We start from the raw sequence: 16,220 nt of genomic DNA, 5'->3' as shown, positions 1-16,220 counted from the left end.
AAGGCGTGGGGTGGCGTCGTACTGGTGGTGTGCGGCGTGCTGGTGATGGACGGACTGCACCGGCACCGCAGGATGGCGCTCGGTCTCGGGTTGGGGTTGGCGGTCGCGACCTGCACTGTCGGCGAGTTACGGGCTCGTGCTGCTGGCGCTGTCCGTCGCGTCCGTCGGCACCGTCGCGATCGGCCGCACCCTGAACGTCGTCCTCGGCGCGGTGGCCGGTCTCGTCGTACTGCGCGAGCGACTCAGCCTCACTCGCCTCGCGGGGTTAGCCACCGTCATCTCCGGCGTCCTGATCGTCACCACCTGAGACGGAACAGTCTGAGTTGCCTTCAAGTGTGCTTGAAATCTTAAGCTTCTAGGTATGACACGAACTCTCGCGGACCGGATCGGCACTCACGGGCTCGGCGTCCTGGTCACGCTCAAACGCGACGGGCGGCCGCAGTTGTCGAACGTCACCTATGTGTTCGACGGCGAACGGATCCGGGTGTCGCTCACCGACGGCCGGGCCAAGACGAAGAACCTGCGCCGCGATCCGCGCGCCAGCCTGTACGTCGACGGTCCCGGTGGCCGCTCGTACGTCGTACTGGAAGGCAAGGCCGAACTGAGTCCGGTGGCCGCGGAACCACACGATGCGGTCGTCGAGGACCTGGTCGACTACTACCGGACCGCGTCCGGCGAGCACCCGGACTGGGACGACTACCGCCGCGCGATGATCGGTGAGAAACGCTTGATGTTCTCGATGGTCGTCGACCACGCGTACGGCATGCCGCAGCCCTGAGCCGTCCGGGCCGGCTCCGATCGCCGGCCCGGACGGCAGGATCAGCGCAGGTCGAAGCGGTCGAGTTCCATCACCTTGGTCCAGGCCGCGACGAAGTCCCGGACGAACTTGTCCTGCGCGTCGGCGGCGGCATACACCTCCGCGAGCGACCGGAGCTGCGAGTTGGCGCCGAAGACCAGGTCGACGGCCGTCGCGGTCCACTTGAGGTCACCGGTCGCCAGGTCCCGGATCTCGAAGACGTTCTCCTCCGTCTCCGAAGCCCTCCACTCCGTCCCCGCCGAGAGCAGGTTCACGAAGAAGTCGTTGCTCAGGGTGTTGGCCCGGTCGGTGAACACGCCGTGCCGTGAACCGCCGGCGTTCGCCCCGAGGGCCCGGAGGCCACCGACCAGAACTGTCAGCCCCGGAGCGGTCAGGGTCAGCAGGTAGGCGCGGTCCAGCAGCAGCGTCTCCGGCGAGAGCTTCTCCCCGGCCCGCAGGTAGTTGCGGAAGCCGTCGGCCCTCGGCTCGAGGACGGCGAACGCATCGACGTCGGTCTGCTCCTGGGACGCATCGGTCCGTCCCGGGCGGAACGGTACGGTGACGTCCTGCCCGGCATTGCGTGCGGCCTGCTCGACGGCGGCGCAACCACCGAGCACGATCAGGTCGGCCAACGACACCCGCTTGGCGCCGGAGCCGTTGAAGTCCTGCTGGATCTCTTCGAGGGTCTGCAGCACCGTCGCGAGTTCGGCCGGCTCGTTCACCGCCCAACTGCGCTGTGGCTCGAGCCGGATCCGCGCGCCGTTGGCCCCGCCACGCTTGTCCGTCCCGCGGAAGCTGGCTGCCGCTGCCCACGCGGTGCGAACCAGTTGTGGGACCGAGAGGCCGGAGGTGAGGAGCTTCTCCTTGAGCGCCGCGATGTCCTCGTCGCCGACCAGTTCGTGGTCGACGGCCGGTACGGGGTCCTGCCACAACTGCGGCTCCGGCACCCACGGACCGAGGTAGCGCGAGACCGGTCCCATGTCGCGGTGCAGCAGCTTGTACCAGGCCTTGGCGAAGGCCAGAGCGAAGTCCTCGGGGTGCTCCAGGAACCGCCGCGAGATCACCTCGTACTCGGGGTCGACGCGCAGCGCCAGATCCGTGGTGAGCATCGTCGGCCGGTGCTTCCTGTCCGGGTCGTGCGCGTCCGGCACCGTCTCCTCGGCGTCCTTCGCGACCCACTGGTGTGCGCCCGCGGGACTCTTGGTGAGCTCCCATTCGTGGCCGAAGAGGTTCTGGAAGAACTCGTGGCCCCAGCGGGTCGGCGTGCTGGTCCAGGTCACCTCGATGCCGCTGGTGATGGTGTCGGGACCGGCGCCCGTGCCGTAGGTGTTCTTCCAGCCCAGACCCTGCGCCTCGAGCGGGCCGGCCTCGGGTTCGGGGCCGACGTGTTCGTCGGCCGAGGCCGCACCGTGAGTCTTGCCGAAGGAGTGACCACCGGCGATCAGCGCGATGGTCTCCTCGTCGTTCATCGCCATCCGGCGGAACGTCTCCCGGATGTCACGCGCCGCGGCGAGCGGGTCCGGGGTGCCGTTGGGGCCCTCGGGGTTGACATAGATCAGGCCCATCTGGACGGCACCGAGCGGTCCGGCGAGTTCGCGGTCGCCGCTGTAGCGCTCGTCGCCGAGCCACGTGTCCTCCTGGCCCCAGAAGATCTCCTCGGGCTCCCAGACGTCCTCCCGGCCGAACCCGAATCCGAACGTCTGGAACCCCATGTCGTCCAGCGCGACGTTGCCGGCCAGCACCAGCAGGTCGGCCCAGGAGATCTTCCGGCCGTACTTCTGCTTGACCGGCCACAGCAGCCGGCGCGCCTTGTCCAGGTTGGCGTTGTCGGGCCAGCTGTTCAGCGGCGCGAACCGCTGGGCGCCGTCCCCGGCGCCGCCGCGGCCGTCCTCGATCCGGTACGTTCCGGCGGCGTGCCAGCTCATCCGGATGAACAGTGGGCCGTAGTGGCCGAAGTCGGCCGGCCACCAGTCCTGGGACGTTCTCATCACCTCGACGAGATCGCGCTTGACGGCGTCGACGTCGAGCTTGGCGAACTCCTCGGCGTAGTCGAAGCCGTCCTCCATCGGGTTGGACCGGGTCGCGTGCGGGTGCAGCACGGACAGGTCCAACTGGTTCGGCCACCAGTCCCGGTTCGTCCGCGGCCGCCCCGCCTTCGCGGTCGGCGCGGGGATGGCGGGATTCTCGCTCTCGCTGCCGTGCTGGGACACGTCGGGCGTCTCGGTCATGCTCAACCTTTCGCTGTGGTCGCTGGGTCAGGAGCGGCAGAACAGGAGGGACACAGTCCCCAGTAGACGACCTCGGCCTCGTCGATCGCGAAACCGTGGTCTTCGGACGGGAACAGGCAGGGAGCGTCACCCGCGGCGCAGTCCACGTCGTCGATGGCGCCACACGATCGGCACACCACGTGGTGGTGGTTGTCTCCCACACGGGCCTCGTACCGCGCGACCGAACCGGCCGGCTGGATCCGCCGCAGCAGACCCGCGTCCGTGAGCGCGCGGAGGACGTCGTACACCGCTTGGTGGGACACGTCGGGCAGCTCCCGCCGGGCGGCGCGGATGATCGCGTCGGTGTCCGCGTGCGGGTGCGAGTGCACAGCGTTCAGCACCGCCACCCGGGGCCGGGTGACTCGCAGCGCGGCTTCGCGCAGAAGGTGCTGGACGCCGGACTCGACAGCCACCCTTCGCACTCTGCCCGCTCTTCTGGAATCGGTCAAGTTTCCGCCGCAGTCACCCCAACGATTGCCTCAGGCAACAGCACCGGCCGGCGACCGGGCGGCGGAACTTCTCCACGGCGGATAAACCACTCGCGGTAACCGACGCCGTGGTGGACTCTGTGGGCGTGGAGATCACGAGACTGTCACCCGACGACGAGGCCGGGTGCATCGATGCCGTAGCCGTGCAGAACGCCGGCACGAAACTGGACTGTCCGGAGATGCTGGACCAGACCCCACGAGGGTTCGCCAACATGCTCCGGTACGGCTGGGACATGAACCCCGAGCAGGCGTATCTGGCTCGGGAGAGCGACGGTACCGCGATCGGGCTGCTCGTCCTCGGAGCGCCGGCGTACGACAACCTGAACCAGGTCTGGATCGACGTCCATGTCCATCCGGACCATCGCGGTCGCGAGGTCGGGTCCGCGCTCGTCGAGTACGCCGAGCGGCTGACCCGGGAGCTGGGCCGCAACGTCGTCGGGTTCGGCGGGTACGACCTGCCGAAGGCGGACGCGTTCGCCCGGCGGCACGGGTTCGAGCAGAAGGCGATCGAGGTGAACCGCCGGCAGGACCTCGACGGCCTGGACTGGTCCGTCGTGCAGCGCCTGTACGACGCCGCGGTCGCGCGCTCGTCGGCGTACGAACTGGTGAGGGTCACCGGTCCGCTGCCGGACGAGTTGCTCGACGGCATGGTCGCGGTGACCGAGTCGATCAACGACGCGCCGAAGGACGACCTCGACATGGAGGACGACGTCTACAGCCCGGAGCGGTTGCGGGCCTACGAGCAGGCGCAGCTCAAGAGCGACCGGACCATCCACCGGGTGATCGCCCGGGAGAAGGCGTCCGGTGAGTTGGCCGGCCACTCGACCATCACGGTCGAGCGCGAGCGCCCGCACATCGGTATCCAGAACGACACGGCCGTCTCGCGCGACCACCGTGGTCACCGTCTCGGCGCGCTGCTCAAGTCCGCCATGCTGCTGTGGCTGCGCGACGAGGAACCGGCACTGGGCCTGATCGACACCTGGAACGCCGAGTCCAACGACCACATGATCTCGATCAACGAACAGCTCAACTACCGGATCATCGCGCGCATCCTCGCCTACCAGAAGACGCTGTAGTTCACCCAGGGCGGCCGAGCCCGAACAACCCGGCCACCCGGAGCGTGACCTCGTCCTCGGTCCGGCTGCCGTCGACCACCACGCTGGTCAGCCCGAGCCGCCGCGTCTCCACCGCGACCTGCTCGGTGAACCTCCGGTCCCGCTCCAACAAGTTGCCCAGGGCCCGCTCCGGCGCATGCGTCCGACCGGCGATCGCCCACAGCGACCCCCGCTGCTCCACCGCCATCCGCCGGAACTCCGGCGTCGGCAGCAACCAGACGCCCTGCCGCCGATCGGCCAGCAGCGGTTCGACCAGCGCGGGCAGCAAGCGGAATCCTTCCACCACGATCGGCTCCGGCGGCAACCGCAGCAGATCGTCGACAATCAGGTCGAACGCCTCGCCCCGGAACCAGTGGAACGTCTCGAGCATCGTCTCCGGTGACCGGTCCGCCCACCGCTCGTCCATGTCCATGGCGAGGAACCTCTGCAGGTACGGCGTATCGCCCGGCGAACTGCGGGCGGTGTGATCCGCCATCGCGCGGTCGGTGTCGTAGAGCCGGACGGCGAAGCGTTCGGCCAGGTGGCGGGCGACGGTGGACTTGCCGCCGCCCGTACCGCCGCCGAGCCAGAAGACGTGGGACAGGTCGCTCACAGCGCCTGGACCAGGGTGACCTTCATGCGGTTGGTGAGGGTGAAGCCGAGGGAGTTGTAGAGGCGGATGGCGTTCGTGTTGCTGCCGCCGGTGTGGAGCATCGGGGTGCGGCCGGCTGCGGTGATGTGGGCGGCTACGGCGCGGATGAGTCGGGTGGCGAGGCCCTGACCCTGGTACGACGGGTGGGTGCAGACGGCGCTGATCTCGGTGTGATCCGGCAACGCGAAGCGGGTGCCGGCCATCGCGATCAACTCGCCCTCGCGGCGGATGCCGAGGTAGGTGCCCAGCTCGATCGTGCGCGTGCGGAACGGCCCAGGATCGGTGAGAGCAACGAGCGCGAGCATCTCAGGTACGTCGTCCGGACCGAGCAGGACCGCCTCCGGGTCCTCGGCCGGGAGGTCTGCCGGCGCGACGAACTGGACCAGGTCGATGTGCAGGTCCAGCTTGAAGCCGTCAGGGATCGGGAACTCCGGCCGCATCAGCGCGGCCGTGGTCCCCGGGCCGAGAAGGACGCCCGCGTCAGCCCAGTCCTGCGGCGTCGGATCATCGGGCAGCCCGAGGAAAGGCGCGGCGGCGGGCGGATACCGACGGGCGTTGCCACGGACCTCGGCGACGCCGGCGTGCGGACCGGTCAGAGCGGCGTACACAGGATTGGTCAGCACTCGGTCATCCCCCCGACAGATTGGTCAGAATCCCAGTTTGCGCAAGTGCTTCGCGTCTGTCTGCCAGTTTTTGGCGATCTTGACGTGCAGGTCGAGGTACACCGGCGTCCCGAGCAAAGCTTCGATCTGGTGGCGGGCGGCGGCGCCGACCTCGCGCAGCCGGGCGCCCTTGTGGCCGATCACGATGCCCTTCTGGCTGTCCCGCTCGAGGAAGATGTTCGCGTAGATGTCGAGCAGCGGCTTGTCCTCCGGCCGGTCCTCGCGCAGGCCCATCTCGTCGATGGTGACCGCGATCGAGTGCGGCAACTCGTCCCGGACGCCCTCCAGCGCGGCCTCCCGGATGAGCTCCGCGACCAGGGTCTCCTCGGGCTCGTCGGTGATGTCGCCGTCCGGGTAGAGCGCGAAACCCTCCGGCAGCAGCTTCACCAGTTCGTCCGCGACCACGTCGACCTGGAAGCCCGACGTCGCCGACACCGGGACGATCGAGGCCCACTCGATCCCGGCCGACTCCCCCAGCGCGGAGATCTCGGCCAGGTGCTCGACCATCCGGTCCGGCTCGACCAGGTCGGCCTTGGTGGCCAGCGCCACCTTCGGGGTCTTCGCGACCTTCGCCGCCTCGTTGACCAGGAACCGGTCGCCCGGCCCGATCTTCTCACTGGCCGGCAGGCAGACCGCGATCACGTCGACCTCGGCCCAGGTGGCCTTCACCAGGTCGTTGAGCCGCTCGCCGAGCAGCGTGCGTGGCTTGTGCAGACCTGGCGTGTCCACCAGCACGAGCTGGGCGTCGGGCCGGTGCACGATCCCGCGGACCGCGTGCCTGGTCGTCTGCGGCTTGGACGAGGTGATGACGATCTTCTGGCCCACCAGGGCGTTGGTGAGCGTGGACTTCCCGGCGTTGGGGCGACCGACGAAGCAGGCGAAACCGGACTTGAACGGCTCAGGTGTGGACGACATCGCGGACCTCTCCGGTGCCTTGCGCAACTACTACGGGGATGGCGGCGCCGGCGAAGTGGCGGACCACGTTGACGTCGACGGATTCCGCATCGGTGACCACCGCGGCGGCCTCGAGACCCTTCACGCCGGACGACAAGGCCATCGCGACCGCGAGTTGCAGCGCGGTCAGTTCGACCGTGTCGAGCGCCACCGTGCAGGCGGCGTACGTCCGCCCGTCGGAGTCGCGCACGGCCGCACCCTCGGCCGCCCGGGTCCGGGCGCGGGTGGCGCGGGCGAGCGTGACGAGTTTGGCGTCCTCCGCCGAAAGGTCTGACAACACGTACTCCAAAGAAGAGGGTCAGGCGGGCTGGTGGTTCTGGTCCTGCGGCCGGGTCGCGGTCTCGACCCGACGCACCAGCACAGTACCGACCTGGTTGCGGCGCCCCGACGGCCGCTCCGCCGTCAGCGACAATCCCTCGATCTCGACCTCGGCACCGGGGATCGGCACCTTGCCCAGCAGTTTCGCCATCAGGCCGCCGACCGTGTCGACGTCGTCGTCGTCCAGCGGTACGCCGAACAGCTCGCCGAGCTCGTCGATCGGGAGCCGGCTGGAGACCCGGTACGCGCCGTCGGACAGCTCCTGCACCGAGTCCGGGTCCTCGTCGTACTCGTCGGTGATCTCGCCGACGATCTCCTCCAGGATGTCCTCGATCGTGACCAGGCCCGCCGTACCGCCGTACTCGTCGACGACGATCGCGACGTGCATCCGGGCCGCCTGCATCTCGCGCAGCAACTGGTCGACCGGCTTGGAGTCCGGCACGTACATGCACGGCCGCATCACCGACTCGACCCGCTCGGTCGACTCGGCCTGCGCGTTGTCGTAGACGCGGCGCATCACGTCCTTGAGGTAGACGACGCCGAGGATGTCGTCCAGCGACTCACCGATCACCGGGATCCGCGAGTAGCCGGAGCGCAGGGCCAGCGAGGTGAGCTGGCGCAGCTTCTTGTGCCGCTCGATGTAGACCATGTCGGTGCGCGGCACCATCACCTCGCGGACGATGGTGTCGCCGAGCTCGAACACCGAGTGGATCATCTGACGTTCGCCGGACTCGATCACCGCGGACTTCTCGGCGTAGTCGACCAGCGCCCGCAGCTCCGCCTCGGTCGCGAACGGGCCCTCGGCGAAGCCCTTGCCCGGGGTGAGCGCGTTGCCGAGCAGGATCAGTACCTTCGGCAGAGGGCCGAGCACCCGGGTCAGCGCCATCACGGGACCGGCGGAGATGATCGCGAACCGGTCCGAGTGCTGCCGGCCGAGCGTCCGCGGGGCGACGCCGATGATGACGTACGAGACCACGATCATCACCACGGCGGTGATCAGGACGTGCTCCCAGGTGACGTCGAAGACGTTCGACAACGCCTGGGTGACCAGCACGATCGCGGTGATCTCGCAGCTCAGCCGGAGCAGCAGCAGCGAGTTCAGGTACCGCGGGGCGTCGGACAGCAGGTCCCGCAGCCGGACCGCGCGCAGGTTCCCCCGCTCGACCTGCTCGTTGGCCCGGACCTTCGAGTACGACGACAGCGCCGCCTCGGCACCGGCGAACAATCCGGCGAGCAGCACGAGCACCGCGGCCACGACCAGCAGGACGAGGTCCTGGGAGCTCACCGGAACGTCACTCCTGTCCGGCTGAGGGTGTCTGATGGTTCCGCGCCGTAGCGAGCAGGTGCTCGGTGCGGTGCATCGGCGTGCTGGAGCGAGGGCCTCGATGTGGTTTCATCGTGGCCCTTGCTCCAGTGCGGCGAGGTGCCGTGCCGAGTGCCGCGGAGTAGGCGGGGAACCATCAGACACCCTCAACCTGGTTCGCCGGCGCTCGCCAGGCTTCCAGCAGACGGCCCTGCACGTCCCACATCTCCGCCTTCTCGGCCGGCTCGGCGTGGTCGTAGCCGAGCAGATGCAGGATGCCGTGCACGGTCAGCAGCTCCAGCTCGGCCCACGTGCCGTGCCCGGCCTTGGCGCCCTGGGCGGCCGCCACGGTCGGGCAGAGCGCGATGTCACCGAGGTGACCGAGCGGAAGATCCGAGTCGTCGCCGTTGTCGGCGGAACCGGGCCGCAGCTCGTCCATCGGCCACGACATCACGTCGGTCGGACCGGGCAGGTCCAGGAACTCGACGTGATACCGCGCCATCGTGTCCTCGTCGACCAGCTTGATCGACAGCTCACACTCCGGGTGCAGCCGCAGCGACGACATCACGAACCGGCTGAGCCGCATCAGTCCGTGCGCGTCGATCTCGACTCCGGACTCGTTGTTGACCTCGACGTTCATCTGCGCAGCTCGCCATTGCCTTCGTAGTTCTCGTAGGCGGAGACGATCCGGCCGACCAGCTTGTGCCGGACCACGTCGTGCGAGGTGAGCCGGCAGAAGGTCAGGTCCTGGACGCCTTCGAGGATCTCCTGGACGACGCGCAGGCCGGAGCTCGTGCCGGTCGGCAGGTCGACCTGGGTGACGTCGCCGGTGACGACCATCTTCGAGCCGAAACCGAGCCGGGTGAGGAACATCTTCATCTGCTCGGGCGAGGTGTTCTGCGCCTCGTCCAGGATGATGAAGGCGTCGTTCAGGGTCCGGCCGCGCATGTAGGCCAGCGGCGCGATCTCGATCGTGCCGGCCGTCATCAGCCGCGGGATCGACTCCGGGTCGAGCATGTCGTGCAGAGCGTCGTACAGCGGCCGCAGGTACGGGTCGATCTTCTCCGAGAGCGTGCCGGGCAGGAAGCCGAGCCGCTCACCGGCCTCGACGGCCGGCCGGGTCAGGATGATCCGGTTGACCTCCTTGGCCTGCAGCGCCTGGACCGCCTTGGCCACCGCCAGGTACGTCTTGCCGGTACCGGCCGGGCCGATGCCGAACACGATGGTGTTCTTGTCGATGGCGTCGACGTACCGCTTCTGGTTCAGCGTCTTCGGCCGGATGGTGCGGCCGCGGCTGGACAGGATGTTCTGGGTCAGCACATCGGCCGGGCTCTCGGCCGTGGCAGACTTGATCATCGCGATGCTGCGCTCGACCGAGTCGGCGGTCAGCCCGTGCCCGGTGCGCACGACCGCGATCAGCTCGTCGATCAGCCGCTCGGCGAGGGCCAGTTCGGCCGGCTCGCCGTTGAGCGTGATCTCGTTGCCGCGGACCATGATGTCGGCGGCGAACTCCTTCTCGACGATGCGGAGGAACTCGTCCCGGGCTCCGAGCAGGGCCACCATGTCGATGCTGTTCGGCACGACGATCTTGTGCGACGCCTGCGCGCTGGTGGCGGCATTGCTACTGCGCGCCTCCGGTTCGATACTGCGTGGCCTGGACAGCCTGTTCCTCCTGATGCCGATGATGACTGACCCACCCATGCTAGCCGTCCCGCCCGACAGCCTCACTTGTAATTCGCCTCAACACCCCGAAACGAGGCCTGGCCGTTGCCAACCCGGGTGCGTTGTCAACCTGCAAGAGGGTCTCCGCGTCATCGTGTCGTGGCGCAACCAGCCGTGGTGTACGAAGAGTGCGTGACACATGAGTCCTCGTGGGATGCCGACGAGGCGTTGACGGCTGTCTACACGGCGCACTACACGTCGCTGGTCCGGCTCGGCGCCCTGCTGCTGCGCGACACCGGTACGGCGGAGGAGATCGTGCAGGACGCGTTCGTCGCCATGCACGGCCGCTGGCACCGGCTGCGCGACCCCCACAAGGCCCTCGCCTACCTGCGCACCGCGGTGGTGAACCGCTGCCGCTCCCGCCAGCGCCACCTGGTGGTCGTCGACAAGCACACGCCCCGCTCGCTGCCGGACGCGCCGAGCGCGGAGCAGGCCGCGCTGCGGACGGCCGAGACCGACCGGGTGATCGAAGCGATGCGCACCCTGCCGGAGAAGCAACGCACCGTGATGGTGCTGCGGTACTACGGTGACCTCTCCGAAGCGGAGATCGCCGACACGATGGGCATCAGCCGGGGATCGGTGAAGAGCCACGCCGCGCGGGCGACCAAGTCGCTGCGCCAGCTCCTGGAGCAGAACGTATGAGTGACCATTCGAACGACTCGTTCGACGAGCTGATGCGGCGGGCCATGCACGAGGAGGCCGACCGGGTCGAGCCGACCGACTCGCTGCCCGAGATCCAGGCCCGCGCCCGGGCCCAGCGCCGTACGACGTCCCGGCGCCCGTGGGTGCTGACCGCCGGCGCCGCCGTGGTCGGCACCGCAGCCGTGATCGGCGCCTTCACCGTCCTCGACAACAACACGAACACCGCCGGAGACAGCGGCGTCGCAGCAGGTCCCAGTACGTCGGCCAGCGCCTCCGCACTGCCGTCCTCGACCACCCCACAGGCCAGCACCGAGCCGAGCCAGGCGCCGACGGAGCCACCGACGGCGCAGGCGACGTCGGTGCCGAAGGACCGCCGCGGTACGCCGGAGCCGATGGTGAAGGGCACCCTCGTCCCGGTCTACTGGCTCGGCGACAAGACCGCGATCACTCCCACGCCGGGAGCCACCACCAAGGCCACGCCGAAGGTCCGGCTCTACCGCACCTGGGCGAAAGTGAGCGGCCGGCCCGCCGTCGAGGCGGTCCGGATCATGACCTCGAAGCAGTCCGGCGACCCCGACTACTACTCACTGTGGCGGGGCGCCGAGGTCAACACCGTCACCAGATCCGACGGCACGGTCACCGTCGACTTCAAGCGGCTCCCGACGGCGAAGCTCGACCCCGAGACCGCGGACGTGGCCGCCCAGCAGCTGATCTACACCGTGCAAGGCGCTCTCGACGACAGCAGCCAGCAGGTCCGGATCACTCAGGGCGGCGAGGCCGGTGCCCGGCTGTTCGGCCAGGTCGACACCAGTACGCCGCTCAGCCGCGCCCAGGCCGCCAACGTCCAGGCGCTGGTCTGGATCACATCCCCGGCCCAGGGTCAGCTGACCAAGTCGATGGTCACCGTCGAGGGCACGGCCGCGGCGTACGAGGCGACGGTGAACTACGAGGCCATGAACCTGAAGACCCGCGAGGTGCGGAAGGGCTACACGAACACCAAGGAGGGCCAGAAGTTCACGCCCTTCACCTTCAACCTCAAGCTCACGCCCGGCCCCTGGCAGATCGAGGCCTTCCTGATCTCCCCCGCCGACGGCTCCACCACCGACGTCGACTCGAAGACCATCGAGGTGCGCTAGGTCCAGCGCGAGCGGGACAGGAGTGCGGCGGCCGCGGCGACGCCGGCGGTCGAGGTGCGGAGGACCGTGTCGCCGAGGCGGATCGGCTCGGCGCTGAAGGTCGCGAGCTCGGCCGGGGCGATGCCGCCTTCCGGGCCGATGACGATGACGATGTCGCCCTCGGTCGGGAGGTCGAGCGAGGCGAGCGGCGTCTTGGCTTCCTCGTGCAGTACGACGGGCAGCGCCGCGGCGGACAGTAGTCGCGCGACGTCCGGCGTACTGGCGATCGGCTCCACGGTGGCGAACCAGGAACGGCGGGACTGTTTGCTCGCCTCGAACGCCCAGGCCTGCCACTTCGCGTACGTCTTCGCGGACCGCTCGGGGTTGCTGCGGAACTGACTCCGCTCCGCGTTCCAAGGGACGATCACATCCGCCCCGACCTCGGTCAGCATCTCCACCGCGAGCTCGGCGCGCTCGCCCTTAGGCAGCGCCTGCACCACTACCAACCGGGGCGAAGCCGCCGGCTCCACTCCACGGTTGTCAACGGCAACCGTCACCCCGGTCTTCGACGCCGCGGTCACCGAACCTTCAGCCCAAGCTCCACGGCCGTCCGTGAGCCGAATCCGCTCCCCCGGCCCGATCCGCCGTACGACGGCAGCATGCCGCCCCTCGGCACCACCCAAGGTCAGCTCGTCCCCGCCCAGCTCCTCGGAGAAGAACACCGCCACGCCCACCGCGCCTCCCCTGCCTCAGCACGCACGCAACGTCGTACGCGGGTGGCTGGTGCGCATCTAGTGGGCGCCGAAGGCGTCGCGGAGGCGGCCGAAGACGCCCTTGTGGGCGGCTTGGACCTGACCCTGGGGACGCTCCTCGCCACGAGCCTCGGCCAACTGCCGGAGCAGGTCGACCTGGGAGTCGTCCAGCCGGGTCGGGGTCTCGACGATGACCTGGACGATCAGGTCGCCTCGACCCGCGTGCCGCAGCCGCGGGACACCGCGAGCCGTCAGCGTCATCGCCGTCCCGGACTGCGTGCCGGGCCGGATCTCCAGCGGCGTCGTCTCGCCCTCCAGCGTGGGCAGGTCGATCGTGGTGCCGAGCGCGGCCGCCGTCATCGGCAGCGTGACCGTGCAGTGCAGGTCGTCACCGTTGCGGGTGAAGATGTCGTGCGGCTCGACCTCGATCTCGACGTACAGGTCGCCGGCCGGGCCGCCGCCGGGGCCGACCTCGCCCTGGCCGGACAGCTGCACCCGGGTGCCGCTGTCGACGCCGCCCGGGATCTTGACCGTGACGGTCCGGCGCGACCGGACCCGGCCGTCGCCGGAGCACTCGACGCACGGGTTCGGGATCGTCGTACCGAAGCCGCGGCAGTTCGGGCACGGCCGCATGGTGCGGACCTCGCCGAGGAACGACCGCTGAGTGTGGGTCACCTCGCCGCGACCGTGGCAGATCTCGCAGGTCACCGGCTCGGAGCCGGCCGCCGCGCCCGAACCCGAACAGGTCGGGCACAGTACTGCGGTGTCAACCTTCAGCTCCCGGGTGGTGCCGAACGCGGCCTCGGCCAGGTCGATCCGCAGCGGGATCAGCGCGTCCTGGCCGCGCCGGGTCCGCGGCCGCGGCCCGCGGGTGGCCCCGCCGGTCTGGCCGAAGAAGGCGTCCATGATGTCGGTGAACGTGAAGGCCTGGCCGAAGCCCGCGCCACCCGGGCCGGCGCCTGCGGTCGCGAACGGGTCACCGCCGAGATCGTGCATCTGCCGCTTCTGCGGGTCGCTCAGCACCTGGAAGGCGCGGCCGATCTCCTGGAACTTGTGGTGCGCGTCCTCGGAGTCGTTCACGTCCGGGTGGTACTGGCGTGCCAGCTTGCGGTACGCCTTCTTGATCTCGTCCGGCGAGGCGTCACGGCTGACGCCCAGGACGGCGTAGTAATCGGTGCTCATACTCCAAGCCAGGGGGTAGTAGTCATTATGAGTCGGCCAGGATCTGGCTGACGTAGCGCGCGACGGCCCTTACGGCGCCCATCGTGCTCGGATAGTCCATGTGGGTCGGGCCGACGATGCCGAGCGTGGCCAGCGCCTCCGACTTGGACCCGTAGCCGGTCGCGACCACCGACGTGGTGGCCAGTTCCTCGAACGGGTTCTCGTGCCCGATGCGGACCGTCAGGGTCTGCGGGTTGGTGGCCTCGCCGAGCAGCTTGAGCAGGATGACGTGCTCCTCCAGCGCCTCCAGCACCGGCTTCACGTTCCGCTCGAAGTCGTCGCCGTACCGGGTCAGGTTGGCAGCGCCACCGACCGCGATCCGCTGCTCGCCGACCTCGTCGGTGAACGTCTCCAGCAACGTCGTCACGATCGCTGCCACCAGCGGCCGGTCGGCCGGGGCGAAGAGGTCGGTGACCGCAGCCAGAGACGTCGTCGCCTCGGTGAGCCGCTGGCCGGCGAGCGCGGTGTTCAGCCGCGAGCGCAGGTCGGCGATCAGTTGCTCGTCGACGTCGTTCGTCTGCTCGACGATCCGCTGCTCGACCCGCCCGGTGCTGGTGATCAGCACCAGCAGCAGCCGGCGCGGGGTCATCGTGACGACCTCGATGTGCCGGACGCTGGAGCGGTTGAGCGACGGGTACTGCACGATCGCGACCTGGCGGGTGATCTGGGCCAGCAGCCGGACAGTACGGCGTACGACGTCGTCGAGGTCGACCGCGCCGGCCAGGAACGAGGTGATCGCCTTCTTCTCCGCCGGCGACAGTGTCTTGACCGTGCTCAGCTTGTCCACGAACAGCCGGTAGCCCGCGTCGGTCGGGATCCGGCCGGCGCTGGTGTGCGGCTGGGTGATGTACCCCTCCTCCTCCAGCGCAGCCATGTCGTTACGCACGGTGGCCGGCGACACCCCGAGGTTGTGCCGGTCGACCAGCGTCTTCGAGCCGACCGGCTCATGGGTCGCCACGTAGTCCTCGACGATGGCGCGGAGAACATCCAGCTTGCGATCGTCCAGCACGCGCACCACCTCCCTCGCCTCGACCGTACGACTCAGTGACCCTTGGCACTCAGCTGAACCGAGTGCCAGTCTACCGAGCCGTAGTAGCTCGCACCGACGCGTTGCGGCGTGGGACGGGTCTCAGGCGAGCTCGGGGGACGCTCCCAACGGTACGGCGGTGGGGCGGGTGACTGTGCTCGCGACATCCACAGGCTGGTCCTGGGCTGCCGCTTCGAGCAGGGACTCGAGTACGTCGAGCACGTGGTAGGCCAGTGCGCCGTCGGCCCGGTGCGGCTGACCGGTGCGGACCGCACGCGCCATGTCCGCGACCCCGACGCCGCGGCCGGCTCCGGCGTACCCACCGGCGACCGGGACCTCGGTCCAGTCGCGGTTGGCCGCGGTCGCGATCTCGACCTTGCCGTCGAACCCGTTCGGGTCCGGCACGGACAAGCTGCCCTCGGTCCCGTGCACCTCGATCCGCGGCAACCGCGCGGCCCAGATGTCGAACGACATCAGCACCGTGGTCAACGCACCCGACTCGTGCTCCAGTACGCCGGTCACGTGCGTCGGCACCTGGACCGGGAACGTCTCGCCGGCTCGCGGACCGGTGTGGATCTTCCGCTCCTGCTTCGACTGACCGGCCCGTGCGGTGACGCGTCGTACCGGACCGAGCAGGGTGACCAGGCTGGTCACGTAGTACGGCCCCATGTCGAGGACCGGACCGCCGCCGGGCTGGTAGTAGAACTCCGGCGCCGGATGCCACAGCTCGTGTCCGGGCGTGACGAAGGACGCAGTGGCAGCCGTCGGTACGCCGATGTCGCCGCGGTCGATGACAGCCCGGGCGGTCTGGGTGCCAGTGCCGAGCACAGTGTCCGGCGCGCAGCCGACACGGAGGTTGTTCGCGGCGGCGTACTTGAGCAGCGGCTCCGCCTCGGCCCGGTCCACGGCCAGCGGCTTCTCGCCGCACACGTGCTTGCCGGCTTCGAGCGCGGCCTGGTGCACCGGTGCGTGGGCGGCGGGGATGGTCAGGTTCAGCACGATCTCGACGTCGTCCGCGGCGTACAGCTCGGCCGGAGTCAGCGCCCGGATCGCCGGGTTGCTGTCAGCGATCGCCTGCGCGCGGCTGACGTCCAGGTCGGCGACCGCGACCACCTCGACGCCGGGCAGCTTGGCCAGGTGGTCGAGGTACGTGCCGGAGATGACGCCCGTACCGACGATGCCAATACCTGTCCCGGTGCCTGTCACG

18 protein-coding genes are annotated in these 16,220 nt (G+C 69.3%); 5 read left to right on the top strand and 13 right to left on the bottom strand.

Annotated elements, in window-relative coordinates; genetic code table 11:
* The first annotated feature begins 136 nt into the window (after positions 1–136).
* A complete protein-coding gene (locus E0H73_RS45690; RefSeq protein ID WP_165555448.1) occupies positions 137–307 on the top strand; it encodes a hypothetical protein in 171 nt (56 codons plus the stop codon).
* Between the two features lie 54 nt (positions 308–361).
* Positions 362–778 carry a PPOX class F420-dependent oxidoreductase gene (locus E0H73_RS01195; protein WP_131350082.1) on the top strand — a complete coding sequence of 139 codons (417 nt, stop codon included), beginning with the start codon at positions 362–364 and terminating at the stop codon, positions 776–778.
* 41 nt (positions 779–819) lie between these two features.
* Here the strand turns inward: E0H73_RS01195 and katG are convergent, their stop codons facing one another.
* A complete protein-coding gene (gene katG, locus E0H73_RS01190) occupies positions 820–3,024 on the bottom strand; it encodes a catalase/peroxidase HPI (protein ID WP_131350080.1) in 2,205 nt (734 codons plus the stop codon).
* A 2-nt stretch (positions 3,025–3,026) separates the two neighbouring features.
* Entirely contained in the window at positions 3,027–3,476 is a 450-nt protein-coding gene (locus tag E0H73_RS01185; RefSeq protein ID WP_131350078.1) for a Fur family transcriptional regulator, read from the bottom strand.
* A gap of 161 nt (positions 3,477–3,637) precedes the next feature.
* Here E0H73_RS01185 and E0H73_RS01180 point away from each other — a divergent pair, with 161 nt between their 5' ends.
* Positions 3,638–4,627 carry a GNAT family N-acetyltransferase gene (locus E0H73_RS01180; protein WP_238163742.1) on the top strand — a complete coding sequence of 330 codons (990 nt, stop codon included), beginning with the start codon at positions 3,638–3,640 and terminating at the stop codon, positions 4,625–4,627.
* Between the two features lies 1 nt (position 4,628).
* Here the strand turns inward: E0H73_RS01180 and E0H73_RS01175 are convergent, their stop codons facing one another.
* From E0H73_RS01175 to E0H73_RS01145, 7 genes are all read right to left on the bottom strand, one after another.
* Positions 4,629–5,258 carry a DEAD/DEAH box helicase family protein gene (locus E0H73_RS01175; protein ID WP_131350074.1) on the bottom strand — a complete coding sequence of 210 codons (630 nt, stop codon included), beginning with the start codon at positions 5,256–5,258 and terminating at the stop codon, positions 4,629–4,631.
* Positions 5,255–5,920, bottom strand: coding sequence for a GNAT family N-acetyltransferase (locus E0H73_RS01170; RefSeq protein ID WP_238163741.1), 666 nt, complete (start codon positions 5,918–5,920; stop codon positions 5,255–5,257). The genes E0H73_RS01175 and E0H73_RS01170 overlap by 4 nt, the downstream gene beginning before the upstream one ends.
* 24 nt (positions 5,921–5,944) lie before the next feature.
* Positions 5,945–6,874: a GTPase Era gene (gene era / locus E0H73_RS01165; protein WP_131350070.1), complete on the bottom strand. Its 930-nt coding sequence runs from the start codon at positions 6,872–6,874 to the stop codon at positions 5,945–5,947.
* Positions 6,858–7,193, bottom strand: coding sequence for a cytidine/deoxycytidylate deaminase family protein (locus E0H73_RS01160; RefSeq protein WP_131350068.1), 336 nt, complete (start codon positions 7,191–7,193; stop codon positions 6,858–6,860). Before E0H73_RS01160 ends, era begins: the two co-directional genes overlap by 17 nt.
* 18 nt (positions 7,194–7,211) lie before the next feature.
* Positions 7,212–8,516 (bottom strand): hemolysin family protein, encoded by a 1,305-nt coding sequence (locus E0H73_RS01155; RefSeq protein ID WP_131350066.1) that lies wholly within the window; start codon positions 8,514–8,516, stop codon positions 7,212–7,214.
* A 175-nt stretch (positions 8,517–8,691) separates the two neighbouring features.
* Positions 8,692–9,174, bottom strand: coding sequence for an rRNA maturation RNase YbeY (ybeY, locus tag E0H73_RS01150; RefSeq protein WP_131350064.1), 483 nt, complete (start codon positions 9,172–9,174; stop codon positions 8,692–8,694).
* Complete coding sequence (locus tag E0H73_RS01145) at positions 9,171–10,097, bottom strand: PhoH family protein (RefSeq protein WP_238163843.1); 927 nt, start codon at positions 10,095–10,097, stop codon at positions 9,171–9,173. The genes ybeY and E0H73_RS01145 overlap by 4 nt, the downstream gene beginning before the upstream one ends.
* 291 nt (positions 10,098–10,388) lie before the next feature.
* Here E0H73_RS01145 and E0H73_RS01140 point away from each other — a divergent pair, with 291 nt between their 5' ends.
* Both E0H73_RS01140 and E0H73_RS01135 read left to right on the top strand, forming a co-directional pair.
* Positions 10,389–10,898 carry a SigE family RNA polymerase sigma factor gene (locus tag E0H73_RS01140; RefSeq protein ID WP_238162982.1) on the top strand — a complete coding sequence of 170 codons (510 nt, stop codon included), beginning with the start codon at positions 10,389–10,391 and terminating at the stop codon, positions 10,896–10,898.
* Positions 10,895–12,034 carry a Gmad2 immunoglobulin-like domain-containing protein gene (locus E0H73_RS01135; protein ID WP_131350062.1) on the top strand — a complete coding sequence of 380 codons (1,140 nt, stop codon included), beginning with the start codon at positions 10,895–10,897 and terminating at the stop codon, positions 12,032–12,034. Before E0H73_RS01140 ends, E0H73_RS01135 begins: the two co-directional genes overlap by 4 nt.
* Here E0H73_RS01135 and E0H73_RS01130 read toward each other — a convergent pair.
* The 4 genes from E0H73_RS01130 to E0H73_RS01115 form a co-directional block, all read right to left on the bottom strand.
* Positions 12,031–12,747, bottom strand: a complete 717-nt coding sequence (locus E0H73_RS01130) for a 16S rRNA (uracil(1498)-N(3))-methyltransferase (RefSeq protein ID WP_131350060.1) — start codon at positions 12,745–12,747, stop codon at positions 12,031–12,033. The two genes, E0H73_RS01135 and E0H73_RS01130, sit on opposite strands and share 4 nt — an antisense overlap.
* Positions 12,748–12,804: 57 nt before the next feature.
* Positions 12,805–13,947, bottom strand: coding sequence for a molecular chaperone DnaJ (gene dnaJ, locus E0H73_RS01125; protein ID WP_131350058.1), 1,143 nt, complete (start codon positions 13,945–13,947; stop codon positions 12,805–12,807).
* Between the two features lie 25 nt (positions 13,948–13,972).
* On the bottom strand, positions 13,973–14,995 hold the full coding sequence (gene hrcA / locus E0H73_RS01120) for a heat-inducible transcriptional repressor HrcA (RefSeq protein ID WP_131350056.1): 1,023 nt from the start codon (positions 14,993–14,995) through the stop codon (positions 13,973–13,975).
* Positions 14,996–15,115: 120 nt separating this feature from the next.
* The gene (locus E0H73_RS01115) at positions 15,116–16,219 is read right to left on the bottom strand and encodes a Gfo/Idh/MocA family protein (protein ID WP_202867157.1); all 1,104 of its coding nucleotides are present in this window, start codon (positions 16,217–16,219) and stop codon (positions 15,116–15,118) included.
* Between the last annotated feature and the right edge of the window lies 1 nt (position 16,220).

This window comes from Kribbella pittospori (assembly GCF_004331465.1).
GTDB lineage: Bacteria > Actinomycetota > Actinomycetes > Propionibacteriales > Kribbellaceae > Kribbella > Kribbella pittospori.
Note: the sequence above shows the minus strand (reverse complement) of the source record. Positions and strands in the feature narration are given on the sequence as shown.

Coding starts and splice junctions, on each gene's coding strand:
- E0H73_RS01135 (WP_131350062.1), top strand. CDS start 10,895: ATGAGTGACCATTCGAACGACTCGTTCGACGAGCTGATGCGGCGGGCC.
- E0H73_RS01195 (WP_131350082.1), top strand. CDS start 362: ATGACACGAACTCTCGCGGACCGGATCGGCACTCACGGGCTCGGCGTC.
- katG (WP_131350080.1), bottom strand. CDS start 3,024: ATGACCGAGACGCCCGACGTGTCCCAGCACGGCAGCGAGAGCGAGAAT.
- era (WP_131350070.1), bottom strand. CDS start 6,874: ATGTCGTCCACACCTGAGCCGTTCAAGTCCGGTTTCGCCTGCTTCGTC.
- dnaJ (WP_131350058.1), bottom strand. CDS start 13,947: ATGAGCACCGATTACTACGCCGTCCTGGGCGTCAGCCGTGACGCCTCG.
- ybeY (WP_131350064.1), bottom strand. CDS start 9,174: ATGAACGTCGAGGTCAACAACGAGTCCGGAGTCGAGATCGACGCGCAC.
- E0H73_RS01145 (WP_238163843.1), bottom strand. CDS start 10,097: ATGGTGGCCCTGCTCGGAGCCCGGGACGAGTTCCTCCGCATCGTCGAG.